Source organism: Haemophilus haemolyticus M19501 (assembly GCF_000222025.1).
GTDB lineage: Bacteria > Pseudomonadota > Gammaproteobacteria > Enterobacterales > Pasteurellaceae > Haemophilus > Haemophilus haemolyticus_G.
Genome location: NZ_AFQO01000007.1, coordinates 298769 through 315772 on the forward strand (window position 1 = coordinate 298769; position 17004 = coordinate 315772).

The window sequence follows — 17004 nt, forward strand, 5'->3', positions numbered from 1 at the left end:
AAATATAATGAAAACAGCGGTCAAAATAGACCGCTATTTTTAATTTACTGGGAATTCTTCAATGACAACAGGAACTTGTAAGATTTTGCCTAACCGTAAAATAGTAACAAGAACTTTTGAATTAGGTTTTGTATTTGCGATAATTTGCATCATTTCTCGGGCTGAAATCCCCTCTTGATTATTTAATTTCAAAATCACATCGCCAACTTGAATACCTGATTTCGCAGCTGGGCTGTTCGGGCTTACGCCTGTAATCACTATGCCTTCTTCATTACTTGAACTAATATCACTTTGTACACCAAAATAACCTCGAATCACACGTCCATCACGCATAATTTTATGTAGTACGTCATTTGCAATATCTATTGGAATGGCAAAATTTAGTCCTTCTGCGATTTCATTTGCGGTTTTACCAATACTTAGCGTGCTGATTCCAACCAATTCCCCTGCAGAGTTAATCAAAGCACCACCTGAGTTTCCGCGGTTAATTGAAGCATCGGTTTGAATAAAATTTTGTCTGCCCACCGAATCGCCTACCGCATTACGCCCTATTGCACTAATAATACCTTGAGACACACTTTGTCCTAAATTGTAAGGATTACCGATTGCCAATACCACATCGCCTACGTGAGCTTGACGATTTGAATTTTGTGGAATAGTTGAAAGATTATTTGCACGAATTTTGAGAACAGCGAGATCAGTGAGATTATCTGAACCAACAAGGCTGGCCTCAAAAATATTTCCGTTTTGCAACGCTACTACAATTTGATCCGCATTTTGGATAACGTGTTTATTCGTCAGAATATAGCCATCTTTGCTCATAATCACGCCAGAACCTAAGTTATTCACTTGTAGTTGCTCATTATCATTAATGCTGGAAGAAAAAGAGCGGTTATAAACATTCACTACTGCTGGAGAGGCAATACGCACGGCATTTTTGAATGATACAATATCATCAGTAGTGAAGATGTTGCTGTTATTCAATCTTGGAACCGCAAACAAAATCACGCCCGCAGCAGCCAAGCCCCAAAGTGCGGAATGGAAAAGTTTTTTAAGCATTTAGATTCCTTTCGGTGTGTAAGTTAATTTTATATCATTACCGATTTGTTCTAATTCATTGAGTTGCCATAATGGTGCATCGGCAAGTTTAGTTAAATTCGGTAATTGGCATAGACCACGAGCATTGTCGCCAAGTAATTTTGGCGCAACGTAAATAATCAATTCATCCACTAATTTCGCATCAATTAAACTACCCGCTAAATTTGCTCCAGCTTCTACCCAAAGCATATTTATTTGGCGTTTTCCCAGTTCTCGCATTAATTCTTTTAGTAAATTTTCTTTTGGAAGAATAATTTGTTCGCAGAAATCAGGAAAGCCTGTTAAATCTCGTGGTTCATTAGAAACTAGCCAAACGGGAGAATGAGTTAAAAAAAGTTTATGAGTCGGCTGAATGCGATGTTGTGAATCTAAAATGACACGCACAGGCTGGCGAAGATCTTCTTTTTTATATTCTGTTTTAAGATTTTCAGGGAATTCATCCCAGCGTACATTAAGGCTTGGATCATCTGCAAGTACTGTCGCAGAAGTGGATAAAAGTGCGGATGATTTTGCACGCATTTTTTGTACGTCTGAACGAGCATCTGAACCCGTAATCCATTTACTTTCTCCACTTGCCATTGCAGTTCTCCCATCTAAACTCATCGCAAGTTTGAGTTGAACAAAAGGCATACCTTGACGCATTCGTTTTAAAAAGCCTTTATTTATTTTTTCCGCTTGATCGTTTAATAAATTCACCGCACTTTCGATACCAGCATCAGACAACATTTTCAAACCTTTTCCTGCGACTTGAGGATTAGGATCTTGCATAGCAGCAATGACTTTCACTATTCCAGCCTCGATTAATCCTAATGCACAAGGCGGTGTGCGACCATAATGAGAGCAGGGCTCTAAGGTGACGTAAGCGGTTGCTCCTTTCGCATTTTCACCCGCTTGAGCTAAGGCAACACGTTCAGCATGAGGTTGCCCCGCTTTAAAATGGAAGCCTTCCCCCACAATTTCACCATGTTTTACCAATACGCATCCCACCGATGGATTCGGTGTGGTGGTATATTGTCCTTTGGCGGCTAAATCCAAGGCTAGTTGCATAAATTTGTGATCTTGTGCGGAAAATTCGCTCATGATTAATCCTTTAGGTTCTCAATTTCTTTGGTGAATTGATTAATGTTATCAAAACTCAAATAGACCGATGCAAAACGAATATAAGCCACTTTATCGAGTTCTTTTAACTCATTCATCGCAAGTTTTCCAACCAGTTTACTTGGTACTTCACGTTCACCCGTCGCACGTAATTGAAAAATTATATGGTTAATTGCTTGTTCAACATCATCCGCACTTACAGGGCGTTTTTCCAACGCATGCTGAATACCACTGCGTAATTTATCTTCATTGAACGGCTCTCGAGTGCCGTCAGTTTTAATAATTTTTGGTACGATTAATTCGGCTGTTTCAAAGGTGGTAAAACGCTCATGACAATGGCCGCACTCACGGCGGCGGCGAACCTGATAGCCATCCGATACCAAACGGCTATCAATTACCTTGGTTTCTTCTGTAAAACAAAATGGACAGCGCATAGACAATTCTCCGTAAAAAAGGGCACTTATCTTAGCAAAAAATCGGTTCTTTGACGATTAGCTTTATGCCTTTCTTGTCTTCTTTTGTACGAATAATAAGCCAAACCAATCTTTTGTTTGTTTTAATAATTTTTTAATATTTTCAGGTTGTTCAAATCTTGAGGTCTGCGCCAATATGCGTGACCAATATGGATCTACTTGAGCGCCGTAATTGCTGTTTTCGCCCAGTTCCTGAAGTTTTGTAGAAATATTGTCAAAATCTACCGCACTTTCATCATTCACAATAAAATCATTAATATTTCTTATGGTTGGCACTAATTGTATTTCTATTTGGCTTTGTAAATAATCTTTTACGTAAGTTTGTAATTGAGCGAGAGCGGTTTTACGCTCAATAGGCGGTAATTCGATAACTTGATCTTGTGTAATTAATTTTGGTGGTACCGCATTTTCTTGTGTGACACATTGAATCAAATAATAAATCCAAGGACGGATGCAATAGCGATCTTTGTATTTCGCAAAATGCCACTGAATCACCTGTGAATCATCGCCAAATAAAGGCTCCATATAACCAAATAGACGGATTTTTTGATTTTCATTTTGCCAATCTACGGAGAGATTGAAATCGACGGAAGCATGTTTAGCTTCGTCAAGATCCGCTATTTTCTTTTTAAATTCAAGAACATTGTCGCGAATATTTTCAGCATAAACCTTTCCAAACTCGGCGCGAGGTAACACGCCTTTTACTTCTGCTTGTCTAAAATAATCAGCAAAATTTTGTTCATCAAGGTAGATTAAGTCATTATTGAGCGCGTAATTATCTAACCCACTTAAGGTAAAGTTTTCACTGTCGGCAATACGATCATCTTCATCTCGGAAATAGACACCGAGTTTTTTTTCAAAGAAAAATTTCACTGGGTTTTCCACAAAGCTGACTAAACGATCCAGTTCAATTTCTTCGATTTTTTCTGGGTTTTCTGTCATGGTGACGGCAAATTCTGAATTGCTAGCACTCGCGTCAAATTGCGCTATTGGCAACCATTTTGTCGCAAATGAGCGGGTAAATTTCTCGTTATATTTGAAATTATCTGGGCTAAATGCGGTCATTGGATGCTCAATCACCGTAAGAGTATGTTCGGTTTGCCCTTGATTAATATAATCTAGGAGTTGGCTTACTAATACAGAAGGTTCTTTCGGTTGATTATCTGTAATGGAACGGCCAACATAGCTGATATAGCAATAATCACGTGCTGCCAATAAGGCTTCTAAGAACAAATAGCGATCATCATCACGGCGGACACGATCACCTTTTTGATGATGATATTGCATTAAATCAAAACTGTTTGGTGTTTGTGTTCTAGGGTAATCCGCATCATTCATACCAAGCAAACAAACTACTTTGAATGGCACAGAACGCATTGGTAATAAGGTGCAGAAGTTTACTTTCCCTGCAAGGAATTTGAGGCTATTTGGTGAATCTTCTAATTTCATTGTGATGACATCAGCAATCACTTCTGCTTGTAATTCTTCATTAAAATGGAGCGTTTTTAGATGCTCAGCTAATTCATTAATTTTCTCTTGAATATAGAAAATCGTGTCGCTTGTGTCTTCATTTTGCACGAAGAAATCCGATAAAAGTGCGGTTAAAATCTCTTGCCATTTTTCGATGGAATGTGCTTGTTGCAGCGTTTCATGCAGCGCGGAAAGTGCGGTGAAAAAGTGAGATAAATTTCCAGCAAGTTCACCCTTTAAGCCATAGCTGCTGTTTAACCCCAGACTATCTTGCCAAATGCCGTGTTCTTCACGCATTGCATAACCTAACATCATTCGTTCTAATCCAGCCTGCCAAGAATTGAAATTGATACCATCTTGATTTTTTTGCAAACCGAAACGAATGCCTGAATCCGCCACCCACTCTCGCACTAATGGTAAATCAGCAAGAGAAATATTAAATCGTTCTCGCATCGCAGGAATATCCAACAATGCTAAGACATCTTCTGCACTAAAATTACTTTCTTTTAAGCGTAATAAAGTTAAGTAACTTGAGACCAACACATCGTTTTCTGAAAGTTTATTATCTGAAAGTGAAAATGGAATTTGTGGCGCATCCCCATTTTTTTGCCCGAAAACTGCCTGAATATAAGGTGTGTATTGGTTAATATCTGCCACCATAACAACCACATCTTTTGGCGTAAGGTTAGGATCTTGATTGAATAAATCCAGTAAATAATCGTGCAATACTTCCACTTCCCGCATAGCACTGTGGCAAGAATGTAGGGTTAAAGTGCGGTCATTTTTTGCGATATTTAGCGGTTTATTTTCTAAATGCAGAATTTGAGACTGCAATTGTCCAAGTAAACTGTTCGATTCAATTTCTTGATAGGCATTGACGGGATAAGTTGGAATATATTCTTCATCTCTCACCAATGTATAGATAAAATCTCGCCCCATCTTTCCCCAAGCCGCCAGTAACGGATTACCTACTTGAAGGTTTTCTTTTTGGTAAGTGACATCAAACTGAGCGTTTTCTAGTTGAGAAAGTTGATCCTCGGAAAAGAGCGGTTGATTTTCATCTTGTTTATTGAATTGATAACGCTTGCGAGAACGCAAATAATCGAGGCGTAAATCGCTAATATCTCCCCAATACTCTTGGCATGGATTATTAAAAAATAAATGAATATCCACTTCTGATGACATCGCTTGCAAAATATTGAGATAAGCAGTTGGGAGCGCAGGAATACCAAAAATAAATATGCGTGAAGGTAATTTTTTCGGTGCTTTTTTATCGGCAAGCAAGGCTAAGAACTGATTATGCAAAGCCGCTCGATGGGTAGCATCACCCACATCTGATTTAATATCGACGACCAATGCACGCCATAACTCACCTTGCCATTTTGTATTGCCTTGAATTTGCTCAAACAACGTATTGTTGAGGTTAGGTTGCTGTTTTTGTATTTGAGCGGTGATTTGTTCATCTTCGCCTTTTTCCCAAGCAAAAATCCATTCTGGTCGATAAACTAAATATTGGTCAAATAAATCGGCAATTTTGCTGCTGAGTTGATAAAGTTTGTATTGTTCAGAATGAGGCGAGGACGCTAAATAATTGCGTAAAGGTGAAAAACTTGCTTTCTCAAGAAAAGTCGGGATTAAGCGCATTAAGCGCCATGTCATTGAATCTTTATCAAAAGGGTTTTCCAATGCCGTTGCGGGTAAGTTCTGAGCATAAAGTTGCCATATAAAACTTGCTGGCATAGGAAATTTGAGGTTCGCTGAAATGCCTGTTTCTTTCGCTAATTCAATTTGCAGCCATTGCGCCATCCCCGGGCTTTGCACCAAGATAATATCCTGCTGAAAAGGATCTTCAGGCGGTAAAGATTTGAATAAGGACGAAAGAATTTCTTTTTGTTTTTCGAGTTGATTGGAATAATAAACAATGAACACAATGGCGACCTTTTGATGATTTAACCTAGAAAAAACAACGCCATTTTACTGAGTTTTTATCAAAATTTCACTCGTAGGATAACGCACAATAATACGTTCATTTTCACATTGAATACGAAAAGTTAAGCCATTTTGTTGTATCAATTGTTCACAAGCTAACCCTAAAAATTGGCGTTGAGCTTGATTCTCCGCAATCTGTATTGCCTGAAAATCTTGATAAGTTTTCACCGCACTTTTTCTTTGGCTTGCCGTCCATTGATTAAAAACAAGAAATAAAACGCTAAATAAAGTTAAAGAAAATAACAATGTAATAAAAGATATTCCTTTATTCATCCTGAACATTAAAATCACTCCAACTTTTTTCTGCTAACTGCCACTGACTATATTGTTGCACTAAAGCAACCACCGTCTTTTTCCCATAAGCTAAAGTTACGCCATCTAAAGTTAAATTCCCACTGGTAATCACTGCGCCACTAATCCTCCCTTTGCCAGTCAATTTTAAATCGCCCTCTGCAATTAATATGACAGATACGGTGCCATTAATTTCAACTTCTGCTTGTGAATCTGAAAACCAATAAAGTTTAGGCATTTTATTCGCGTTTAAAATTCTGGGTGGGGAAGAAAAGTGCGGTCGAAAATAGGCAAGTTTTTCGCCAGTCACAAAATCTTTCAATGCACCTTGATTATCTCCCTTTTTAGGCGATTTTTTAAATAGACTCATTCTTTCACACCAAAGAAAATATTGAATTGCATCGGTGGCGCCATCAAGCGTGATGCTGATTTGCTTTACACTTTCATTATTATTTAACGGTAAATCAAGACAGGCGGTTTGTTTTTTCTCCTCTGTCATGTTTTGCAGTTGTAATGTTCTTTCCACATAATGTTTTCGTTGATTTTGTTGCGCACGAAAAAAACTTAAATGACTGTCATCTAATAATAGGATTACAGTTAATAAGCCTGAAATAAAAATTAGAATAGTCAGCGTAATAATGCCTTTTTGCATTGTCATTATTTTTGATTCCGTTATTTTTGATTCCATTATTTTTGATTCCATAGCGCAACAACAAGGGATGTTTCATAACTGATGTTTGGGGTTTGTTTTAAATTTCCTTTTAGCTTGATTTCTAATCCTTTGCCTTCGATTAACCAATTAAATTGTAGGGTAGTGACTTCGTATTCATTGTTGTCTAATAAATCCGTCCAACCGCCCCCAGCGTTACAAGCGGTTTGTTGAAAAGCACGTTTACAAGTTTCTGCTGTGCAATTAGTAGGAATAACACTTTGATAAGTCAGTTTGGTTTTTATCATTTTGTTACTCACTTTATAACCAAATAATTCTTCTGTACTGTTTTTGGATGTATTTTTCCCATTTTTCATACAGGTTTTCGGTGAATCTTTGCCAATACACCCATTTTTATTTAAATCATAAAAGAACAACACGCAGCTATTAAGTGGGGCGTTATCTTCCTGGCTAATGAAAATGGCAGTGCCTTGTTCATCTAATTCAAATAAAGATAAATTGCTTTCTGTTCCTTTTGTATTTAATGCTCTAAATCCCAATCGCCGAAGATCTTTACCGATGAGCTGTAATGTTCGTTGTAATTCTGCTTGTAGTTTTAAATGCAATAACATGTGTTGATTTTGTGTTTGTATTTGCACATAAAAATGTGAAATGCTTAGCAATAATAAAGACGACAATGCTAGCGAAATCATCAGTGCTAATAGGGTTTGCCCTTTTAATAATGTTTTCATGATTGATTACATGCACTAGCCGCCTGATTGGTTTTCAAACGAATACTGCCAACATTGAAAAATGAAAATAATGTACGTTCATTTTCTGCTTGTAGAATAAAACAACGAGTAACACTGGTATTACGAGCACCATAAAACCTCGTGATTTCTTTGGGATAAATATAATGGCTTTGAATCATCGTTTTTTGAGGAAAATAAGGATAGTAAAAATGAGCATAGGCTTCTTTCGGGCAGTTTGTTGGGTTTAAACAATCGCAAGTTTGATCATTTTTTACTTGTGCCGTTAAGCACCATTGTTGTGTTGCAAGATTACGATTGATAAGTAAAAACCACACTTCCGATGAATTTTCTGCCCGAGCCTGAATTTGGCGTAGAAATAAATACAGGCGATGTTGCTCTTTGGCTAAAATCGTTTTAGGTGAATCTGTTTGCCATAATGGCATGGCAAAACTCAGCGCAATGCTGATAATGGCTAACCCAATCAATAATTCCACTAATGTCATACCTTTCTGCATAAAACGCTCCAATTTTCTACCGCACTTTAATGGTAAATAATTAATGGAAAAATCACTTTATGCTATTTTTGCGATCTGTATCGTAAACTTTTCCTGAAAACCTATAAAAACCATTGTTTTATGATTTTCAACTGGTTATTTTGGCAAATCTCGCTATAATGACGCGGAATTTTTCTGTTCTTTAAAATCTGGTGGAAATATGAATCCAATGTTAAATATCGCTATTCGTGCGGCACGAAAAGCGGGCAATGTGATTGCTAAAAATTATGAACGCCGTGATGCGATCGAAAGCACACAAAAAGGTATTAATGATTATGTGACAAACGTTGATAAAGCGTCTGAAGCAGAAATCATTGAAGTTATTCGTAAATCTTATCCTGATCACACAATTATTACGGAAGAAACAGGCGCAATTGAAGGCAAAGATAGCGATGTACAATGGATTATTGATCCTCTAGATGGTACCCGGAATTTTATGACAGGACTTCCCCACTTTTCTGTGTCTATCGCAGTTCGTGTAAAAAATCGCACTGAAGTCGGGGTTGTTTACGATCCAATCCGCAATGAATTATTTACTGCTGTGCGTGGCGAAGGCGCAAAATTAAATGAAGTACGTTTACGTGTAGATAGTAAACGTGAACTTCAAGGTTCAATTTTAGCCACTGGTTTTCCATTCAAACAACCAAAATTAATGCCAACTCAATTTGCAATGATGAATGCCTTAATTGAAGATGCTGCGGATTTCCGTCGCACGGGTTCCGCTGCATTAGATTTATGCTATGTGGCGTCAAATCGTATTGATGGCTATTTTGAAATGGGCTTAAAAGCCTGGGATTGCGCAGCTGGCGATTTAATCGTGCGTGAAGCAGGTGGTTTAGTCTGTGATTTTGATGCAGGTAATGGCTACTTACGCAGTGGCAATATCATCGCAGCCCCATCACGCGTAATAAAAGAAATGTTAAATAAAATCCGCCCTTGTTTAGGTGCTGAATTTAATCATTAATTTTTATAAGTACAATAGCACCTATCAAGGTGCTATTTTTAATTTTATTAATGAAACATACTTGATTAGCGACTTTATCTGCGCATCAACGAAAAAAACGATGACATTATGCTTCCAGAACTTGGCTTTTTCCTTCTTTTACTCGCAACAGCTAGCGCGTTTTTTCTTGCATTAGTGACCCAATTTGGGTTATTCAAAAAGAATCCTACTTTAATTAATGCCGCTTGGCCGCTGAGTTATATTTTTACCCTTGCGACGACGTTATCAATTGGTTTGCTTGCTTATTCTTTTGCGGCAGATGACTTTACCCTTGAATATGTAGCGGCACATTCTAATTCTCAATTACCTACATTTTTTAAAGTGGCTGCCACTTGGGGTGGACATGAAGGTTCAATGTTGTTTTGGTTATTTTCATTGAGTTTATGGCTTGCTGCTTTTGCTTTTTTTAATCGAAAAAATAACCACACTTTTTCCGCTCAATCTTTATCTTTATTGGGATTGATTTGCTTTGGTTTTGCGGTGTTTATTTTATTTTATTCCAATCCATTTGGACGCATTTTCCCAGCTCCCGCAGAAGGGCGCGATCTCAATCCAATGTTGCAAGATGTGGGACTTATTTTCCATCCACCTTTGTTATACGTTGGCTATGTGGGCTTTGCAGTGAATTTTGCCATGAGTTTGAGTGCGTTGATTTATAACCAGTCAGCACGACAAATTGCACGCTCAATGCGTGGCTGGGTGTTGGTTTCTTGGTTATTTTTAACCATTGGAATTGTGCTTGGTGCGTGGTGGGCATATTACGAACTCGGCTGGGGCGGTTGGTGGTTCTGGGATCCCGTAGAAAATGCGTCTTTAATGCCTTGGTTGCTTGGTTTGGCGTTATTACATAGTTTAATGGCAACAGAAAAACAAGGCGTATTTAATTATTGGACAACGCTTTTTTCTCTGCTTGCTTTTGCCTTTAGCGTATTAGGCACGTTTATTGTTCGTTCTGGTGCGCTCACTTCTGTGCATGCTTTTGCATTGGATAACACGCGCGGTTATGTGTTGTTATTAATTTTCTTTGTTTTAACAGTGTTAGCCTTTGGTTTATTCGCTTTGCGTGCGGGCAGTTCATCAGAAAGTGCGGTGAATTTTCAGTTCATTTCTAAATCGGGTGGCATTTTATTGCTGAATATTTTGCTTAGCATTGCCACTGTTTCTACTTTTTTAGGCACCTTCTACCCAATGTTATTCCAAGCGATGAATTGGGGCTCAATTTCGGTGGGAAGTCCTTATTTTAATAGTATTTTCTTCCCAATCATTACGGTGATTTTAATCTTAATGGTGGTTTCCCTTACCATTCGTTGGGTGCAATTTGATCGCACATTATTGATACGTTGCGTATGGTTGCTTATTCCGTCTTTGATTCTCGCCAGCTTGATGATTTGGCAACAGCTACGCCATAATTCTGCGTTGAATTTTCACGCTTTCGCTTTTGTGTTATTAACTCTTGCGATTTGGCTTTTGTTAGTCACTTTATGGCAAAATTGGCGACAAATTCGTTTGTCTCAATTTGGTATGATTTTAGCCCACTGTGGTGTGGCGATTGTGACTATTGGCGCGGTAATGAGTGGTTATTTTGGCAGTGAAATTGGTGTGCGTTTAGCACCGCAACAAAGTCAAACGCTGGGACAATATGAATTTCACTATCGCCAATTTTCTAATGAAATCGGACCGAACTTTACGGCAGAAGTTGCCTTTTTTGATGTAACTGAAAATGGTAAACCTTATGCAGAAATTATCCCCGAACGCCGTTATTACGATGTTCGTACAATGACAATGAGTGAAGTGGGGCTTAATGGCGGTTTTTGGGGCGATTTATATATTGTGATGGGAGATTCTCTCGGCAAAGGAGAATTTACTTTCCGCTTACATTATAAACCGCTGATTCGTTGGCTTTGGGCTGGCGGTATTTTAATGGCCTTTGGCGCACTTTTTAGCGTCTTCGGATTACGCAGAAAACAGGAAAAATAATGAACAAAAAACTTCTCTTTTTTGCACCGCTCTTTGTGCTTTTAGGCGTGTGTGTATTATTAATTGCTGGGTTAAATCAAGATCCAAAAAAAATTGCGTCGGCTTTAATTGATAAACCTGTTCCAGAGTTTTATCAGGCTAATTTACATGAGCCATCACAAATCGTAAGCCCGAAAGATTTTCCTAAACAGCCATTTTTATTAAATGTGTGGGGCAGTTGGTGTGGTTATTGCAAGGAAGAGCATCCGTTGTTAATTGAGATTGCAAAAAACTTGCCTATTGTGGGTGTAGATTATCGCGACAATCCGCAAAATGGCATTGAAATGCTTAAGCGAATGGGCAATCCGTTCGTTTTAACCATTAATGATAGTCAGGGAGAACTTGCCCTCAAATTAGGCGTGGATGGCGCGCCAGAAACTTATCTTTTGGATGAAAATGGTGTGATTCGTTATCGCCATTCTGGTTTATTGGATAAAGAAACTTGGCAAACGGTATTTTTGCCAAAAATTGAAGCATTGAAGAATAAATGAAAAGCCTATTAGATATTTTTACTCGAGTTCAAAAAACATTTGTTTTTGCAACCGCACTTTTATTCGCATTTTCCTTGTTTACTCAAGCGGAAATGGTGGATACCTATCAATTCCAAAATCAAGATGATCGTACTTGCGCCGTAGAGTTGGCAAAATCTTTACGCTGCCCACAATGTCAAAATCAAAATTTGGTGGAATCTAATTCGCCAATTGCTTATGACTTGCGTCTTGAAGTGTACAAAATGGTGGACGAAGGAAAAACTAATCAGCAAATTATCGATCAAATGACGGCTAGATTTGGCGATTTTGTGAATTACAAACCGCCATTCAAATGGAATACGGCGTTATTGTGGCTGTTGCCAGTCGCGCTTTTAATTTTGGCTGCTGTATTGCTTTATTTATCAAATAGAAAAAAACAGTTTTCAGAAAAAGTGGTTACACAACAACCAGAGAATGATGAAATAGTTTCTCCCCCCTCAGCCTTTGGCAGCTCCCCCCGCAAGCAAGGGGAGCCAAGTAAACTTTCTAGGGGAAAAGTGAATAGCAAAATTTATTTTGTGCTTTTTACTTTACTCATCGCTATTCCAACCGCTTATTATTTTTCTCTTAATCGTTTTAGTCGTGTTCAACAAGGCGAGCAATCGATGATTGAGCAACATAATCAAAATGTTGAAATGAATGATGAACACAAAAATGAAAATGTAATTGAGAAGATCCAAAATAAACTGCGTACTGATCCGAATAATGCGGAAACTTGGCTTCAACTTGGGGAAGCCTATGTGCAGAATAATGAATTTGATAGTGCGCTTGTGGCTTATTCTAATGCGGAAAAAATATCAGGCAGTAAACCTAATATTTTAGGCTTGGCAGCCACCGCACTTTATTATCAAGCAGGTCAGCAAGTGACAGCAAAAGTCGAGCAACTTTTGAATGAAGCTTTGGCAAAAGATAAAAATGAAGTATCGAGCCTTTCTTTGTTGGCGACGATTGCCTTAGAAAATCGTCAATATCAACAAGCCGGTGCGTATTTACAGCAGTTATTAGATTCAGGTAATGCGGCAGTGGATCGTCGTTCAGTTATTCAACGAATGAAGATGTTGGATTTTTTACAACGTGGTGAAAAAGGGCAAAATCCGTGAGCCAATATTCTGAAAACATTATTATTGGTGCGGGTGCGGCAGGATTATTTTGTGCCGCACAGTTGGCTAAGTTAGGCAAGTCGGTGACAGTTTTCGATAACGGCAAAAAAATCGGACGTAAAATTTTGATGTCGGGCGGTGGGTTTTGTAATTTCACCAATTTAGAGGTTACGCCCGCTCATTATCTTTCGCAAAATCCTCATTTCGTCAAATCGGCACTAGCTCGTTATACCAACTGGGATTTTATTTCTTTAGTGGCGGAGCAGGGGATTGCTTATCACGAAAAGGAATTGGGGCAATTATTTTGCGATGAGGGCGCAGAACAAATCGTTGAAATGCTGAAATCTGAATGCGATAAATATGGTGCTAAGATTTTATTGCGTAGCGAAGTTTCTCAAGTTGAACGCATTCAAAATGATGAAAAAGTGCGGTTTGTTTTACAGGTAAATTCAACCCAATGGCAATGTAAAAATTTGATTGTTGCCACAGGCGGGCTTTCTATGCCAGGGCTTGGCTCAACGCCATTTGGCTATCAAATTGCAGAACAATTTGGCATTCCCGTTATTCCGCCTCGCGCGAGTTTGGTGCCCTTTACTTATCGAGAAACAGATAAATTTTTAACCGCACTTTCAGGCATTAGCTTGCCAGTCACGATCACGGCACAGTGCGGAAAATCTTTTCATAATCAGCTTTTGTTTACTCATCGTGGTATTTCAGGCCCTGCGGTGTTGCAAATTTCTAATTATTGGCAGCCAATTGAGTCAGTGGAAATCGATTTATTACCGAACCACAATTTAGAAGAGGAAATTAATCAAGCAAAACAGCATTCGCCAAAACAAATGTTGAAAACCATCTTGGTTCGATTATTGCCGAAAAAATTGGTTGAGCTTTGGATTGAACAAGGCCTTGTGCAGGATGAAGTTATCGCTAACATCAGTAAAGTGCGGGTAAAAAATCTGGTGGATTTTATTCATCACTGGGAATTTACTCCAAATGGCACAGAAGGCTATCGTACGGCTGAAGTCACAATGGGCGGTGTGGATACTAAAGTAATTTCTTCTAAAACAATGGAAAGTAATCAAGTCAGCGGTTTATATTTTATTGGTGAAGTATTAGATGTAACGGGCTGGCTCGGTGGCTATAATTTCCAATGGGCGTGGAGTTCAGCTTATGCTTGTTCACAAGGAATTAGTGAAAAATAGAAGGGGTGTAGAAAATACGTTAGAATTCTTTTAATTAAATCATAAAATAAGGAAGTAAAATATCAAAAAACCTCCCATTACATGCAGCCACAGTAGGCTTTTATTTACGCTCACAAGCATTAAAAGAGGCTCGTTTAAAATTTGCATAAGGTGAGCTCTCTCGTGAATAATTAACTGAGATTGAAGATCAAGCAATTACAAAGTTATCCCAAGCTCAGTTAGATGTAGGTATTCAAATCATCTATTTATTGAGCATTTTAAGAAATTGAATGCTATTGTTGGTGATCGTGGCATAGTTAAATACAGCATCCCTAGTCCTAATCAATTCATGTATCCTATCCAGTGGGATGCGGGCATTTATGGTACACGCGAAGAAATCGCTAAAGAGGTTTGGGGCGATTTATTGGTAGATAATAAATGGCTCCTTATGGAGCCATTTATTAACGCTGAATTAAGTAACGCAATTTTGTTCCATCTTGCTCTACACTTAGCAGTGTATAGCCATGATTTTTAGTATCAATAGGAATGTTGTTGATAGATTGTGCGCAATCGCTTAATAGTTCTAAAATTTCACCTTTTTGTAATTGTGGCATGGTTTCTAACATTACAATAGCAGGGTAAGGACAGGGTTCGCCTAACGTATCTAATGTATAATCGGGTGAAATGTCTTTTGGATCTTTATCTAATTTTTGAACAATAGTAAATGCCATGATTATGCTCCTTTTGGTTAATTACATCCACAGCCAGTTTGTGCGGTTATTTGAGATTTTGCTTTGGCTAAGAAACGACGTTCCCACCAGACTACGGCAATTAAACATAAAATTAATAAACCGTAATTCACAAGTAAGCCACCTACGGGCCCGAAAGATTTTAGTAAATTAAGTTTTTCGTAATCAAGTGCTAAAACAGGAGCGATATCATCCCAAACATAGGCGAGATAAGTTGATCCGACTACGTTACCTAGGCCAACCCACATAAAGTGTACTTGACCTTCCATTGAGCGATACATCCAACCTGTTTCACAACCACCAGCGAGTACAATACCAAATCCGAATAATAAACCGCCAATAATAGCATTGGGGCCAGCCCACATAATTTTAGGCGAGACGCCAAGTTGAATGTAGCTAAATACACCAATTGTGCCCACTAATATTCCAAAAATAATAGCTTTTGCCATGTAAGCACGCCCAGTTACCCATAAGTCACGGAAAGCTGAGGTAAAACAAATTTGAGCTCGTTCAATTAATAACCCGAAAGCCAAACCACAAAGCATAGCAAAACCAAGCTTAATAGATTGAGTCATTACATAAAGTGAAGCAATAAGATAAGCAAAAAATACAATCATACCAATCCAGAAACGGCGTTGTGCTTGTTTAGGATCTGTTTCTTTTATTTTCGCTGCGCCTTTTTTCAGTTCTAATTTAACGCGAAATATTGGTAGTAATGTGACTTTTACACCAGCATAAGTACCTATTGCTGTTGCGATAGTGAAGAACCAAGCGTGTACCGAAAATTGTGGGATACCTGTAAAAAGTGAAGCTAAATTACATCCCATTGCTAAACGTGCACCAAATCCTGCTAATGCACCTCCAATTAAAGCCTGAACAATCCGACGTTTATGTGGTTGGTTGCGCCATTTTACATTATTTGCCCAAAGTGCCGCAGAAATACAACCTGCAAACATGCCTAAGATCATGACACCATCAATACGTGAGAAGATATTACCTTGCATTCCTATGATTTTGTAGTAACTCCATTCAGATACATCAACGCCTAACGCTTGTAATGCATGCCCTCCCCATCGAGTAAATTCCCCTGTAACAGCCCAATAAGTGCCTGTTACCCCAAAGTAATAAGCAGAAAGCAAACCCGCTGCAGTCACTGCAACAATCGGATTCCAGTATTTAATTAAATAATTTTGTTTAAATTGTAGCCAAATCTCTTTCATAAGATAACCTAAATTTATTGAAAAGAAAGATTTGCAAGAAAGGTATAAATAATGAATACAGTGAAAAAAGAAGTGCCCATTTTCCTATACACAAAACTTGCGATATAAGACAAATGAAATTTGTCAGATAAAATAATAACATTATTTTAACAATAAAGGCAAACCCTTTATAGCTTTGCCTTTATAGATATCATATTTTTCGATTAAAGAATATCTAATAATTCTACTTCAAATACGAGTGTTGAGAATGGCGGAATTGATGCGCCAGCGCCACGTTCACCGTAAGCAAGTTCGTGTGGAATAGTGAGTTTCCATTTAGAACCAACAGTCATCATTTGTAATGCTTCCACCCAACCACGGATTACACCATTTACTGGGAATTCAGCTGGTGTGCCACGAGCCACAGAGCTGTCGAATACGGTGCCATCTGGTAATGTACCTGTGTAGTGTACACGCACTTTATCTGTCGCAGCTGGTTTTGCGCCCTTGCCTTCAGTCATGATTTCGTATTGCAAACCGCTGTCGGTTACGTTTACGCCCGCTTTTTTCGCATTTTCTTCTAAGAATTTTTTGCCTTCTTCTTCAATGGCTTTAAATTGCGCTTGTTGTGCTTCAGCTGCTTGTTGTTGAAGTGCCTGAACCGAATGCATTAACTCATTGATGTCTAATGCAGGTTGATTATGGTTTAACGCGTCAAAAATGCCTTTTGCCACCGCTTCAACGGTGATTTCCATTTGGCTATCGGCTAATTGTTGGCCAATTTGCAAACCAATACCGTAGCTACCTTTTTCAGAAACGCTTTCTAATTTTACTTGTTCAAAATTCATTTGA

General features: G+C 38.4%; 16 protein-coding genes and 1 pseudogene. 6 read left to right on the forward strand and 11 right to left on the reverse strand.

The features are described 5' to 3' along the window. Window positions 1–39 precede the first annotated feature (39 nt). From degS to GG9_RS04260, 8 genes are all read right to left on the reverse strand, one after another. Window positions 40–1059, reverse strand: coding sequence for an outer membrane-stress sensor serine endopeptidase DegS (gene degS, locus GG9_RS04295; RefSeq protein WP_005631441.1), 1020 nt, complete (start codon window positions 1057–1059; stop codon window positions 40–42). Then, window positions 1060–2178 (reverse strand): bifunctional diaminohydroxyphosphoribosylaminopyrimidine deaminase/5-amino-6-(5-phosphoribosylamino)uracil reductase RibD, encoded by a 1119-nt coding sequence (ribD, locus tag GG9_RS04290; protein ID WP_005631442.1) that lies wholly within the window; start codon window positions 2176–2178, stop codon window positions 1060–1062. It lies immediately after the preceding gene. Between the two features lie 2 nt (window positions 2179–2180). Continuing rightward, complete coding sequence (nrdR, locus tag GG9_RS04285; protein ID WP_005631443.1) at window positions 2181–2630, reverse strand: transcriptional regulator NrdR; 450 nt, start codon at window positions 2628–2630, stop codon at window positions 2181–2183. Window positions 2631–2693: 63 nt separating this feature from the next. After that, window positions 2694–6068, reverse strand: a complete 3375-nt coding sequence (gene recC / locus GG9_RS04280) for an exodeoxyribonuclease V subunit gamma (RefSeq protein WP_005631444.1) — start codon at window positions 6066–6068, stop codon at window positions 2694–2696. A 45-nt stretch (window positions 6069–6113) separates the two neighbouring features. Continuing rightward, window positions 6114–6401: a DUF5374 domain-containing protein gene (locus GG9_RS04275; protein ID WP_005655928.1), complete on the reverse strand. Its 288-nt coding sequence runs from the start codon at window positions 6399–6401 to the stop codon at window positions 6114–6116. Then, window positions 6394–7077 carry a DUF2572 family protein gene (locus tag GG9_RS04270; protein WP_032825087.1) on the reverse strand — a complete coding sequence of 228 codons (684 nt, stop codon included), beginning with the start codon at window positions 7075–7077 and terminating at the stop codon, window positions 6394–6396. Before GG9_RS04270 ends, GG9_RS04275 begins: the two co-directional genes overlap by 8 nt. A gap of 29 nt (window positions 7078–7106) precedes the next feature. Further along, window positions 7107–7823, reverse strand: a complete 717-nt coding sequence (locus GG9_RS04265; protein ID WP_032825077.1) for a PulJ/GspJ family protein — start codon at window positions 7821–7823, stop codon at window positions 7107–7109. After that, a complete protein-coding gene (locus GG9_RS04260; protein WP_032825078.1) occupies window positions 7817–8335 on the reverse strand; it encodes a type II secretion system protein in 519 nt (172 codons plus the stop codon). Before GG9_RS04260 ends, GG9_RS04265 begins: the two co-directional genes overlap by 7 nt. Before the next feature lie 199 nt (window positions 8336–8534). Here GG9_RS04260 and suhB point away from each other — a divergent pair, with 199 nt between their 5' ends. The 6 genes and pseudogenes from suhB to GG9_RS09775 form a co-directional block, all read left to right on the forward strand. After that, a complete protein-coding gene (gene suhB / locus GG9_RS04255; RefSeq protein WP_005631453.1) occupies window positions 8535–9338 on the forward strand; it encodes an inositol-1-monophosphatase in 804 nt (267 codons plus the stop codon). A gap of 108 nt (window positions 9339–9446) precedes the next feature. Further along, a complete protein-coding gene (gene nrfE / locus GG9_RS04250) occupies window positions 9447–11354 on the forward strand; it encodes a heme lyase NrfEFG subunit NrfE (protein ID WP_005631455.1) in 1908 nt (635 codons plus the stop codon). Then, complete coding sequence (locus GG9_RS04245; protein WP_005631458.1) at window positions 11354–11884, forward strand: DsbE family thiol:disulfide interchange protein; 531 nt, start codon at window positions 11354–11356, stop codon at window positions 11882–11884. The genes nrfE and GG9_RS04245 overlap by 1 nt, the downstream gene beginning before the upstream one ends. Beyond that, window positions 11881–13023 carry a heme lyase NrfEFG subunit NrfF gene (gene nrfF / locus GG9_RS04240; protein ID WP_005631460.1) on the forward strand — a complete coding sequence of 381 codons (1143 nt, stop codon included), beginning with the start codon at window positions 11881–11883 and terminating at the stop codon, window positions 13021–13023. Before GG9_RS04245 ends, nrfF begins: the two co-directional genes overlap by 4 nt. Then, window positions 13020–14225, forward strand: a complete 1206-nt coding sequence (locus GG9_RS04235; RefSeq protein ID WP_005631463.1) for a BaiN/RdsA family NAD(P)/FAD-dependent oxidoreductase — start codon at window positions 13020–13022, stop codon at window positions 14223–14225. The genes nrfF and GG9_RS04235 overlap by 4 nt, the downstream gene beginning before the upstream one ends. A gap of 59 nt (window positions 14226–14284) precedes the next feature. Beyond that, window positions 14285–14616: pseudogene (locus GG9_RS09775) on the forward strand (5-methyltetrahydropteroyltriglutamate--homocysteine S-methyltransferase); the annotation flags it as partial. A gap of 49 nt (window positions 14617–14665) precedes the next feature. On the opposite strand, the gene yedF reads toward GG9_RS09775, so the two are convergent. The 3 genes from yedF to GG9_RS04220 form a co-directional block, all read right to left on the reverse strand. Beyond that, on the reverse strand, window positions 14666–14935 hold the full coding sequence (gene yedF, locus GG9_RS04230; protein WP_005627337.1) for a sulfurtransferase-like selenium metabolism protein YedF: 270 nt from the start codon (window positions 14933–14935) through the stop codon (window positions 14666–14668). A 17-nt stretch (window positions 14936–14952) separates the two neighbouring features. Further along, window positions 14953–16173: a selenium metabolism membrane protein YedE/FdhT gene (gene yedE, locus GG9_RS04225; RefSeq protein WP_005631465.1), complete on the reverse strand. Its 1221-nt coding sequence runs from the start codon at window positions 16171–16173 to the stop codon at window positions 14953–14955. Window positions 16174–16376: 203 nt separating this feature from the next. Continuing rightward, window positions 16377–17000, reverse strand: a complete 624-nt coding sequence (locus GG9_RS04220; RefSeq protein WP_005631466.1) for a BamJ family beta-barrel-assembly machinery protein — start codon at window positions 16998–17000, stop codon at window positions 16377–16379. Window positions 17001–17004: the final 4 nt, after the last annotated feature.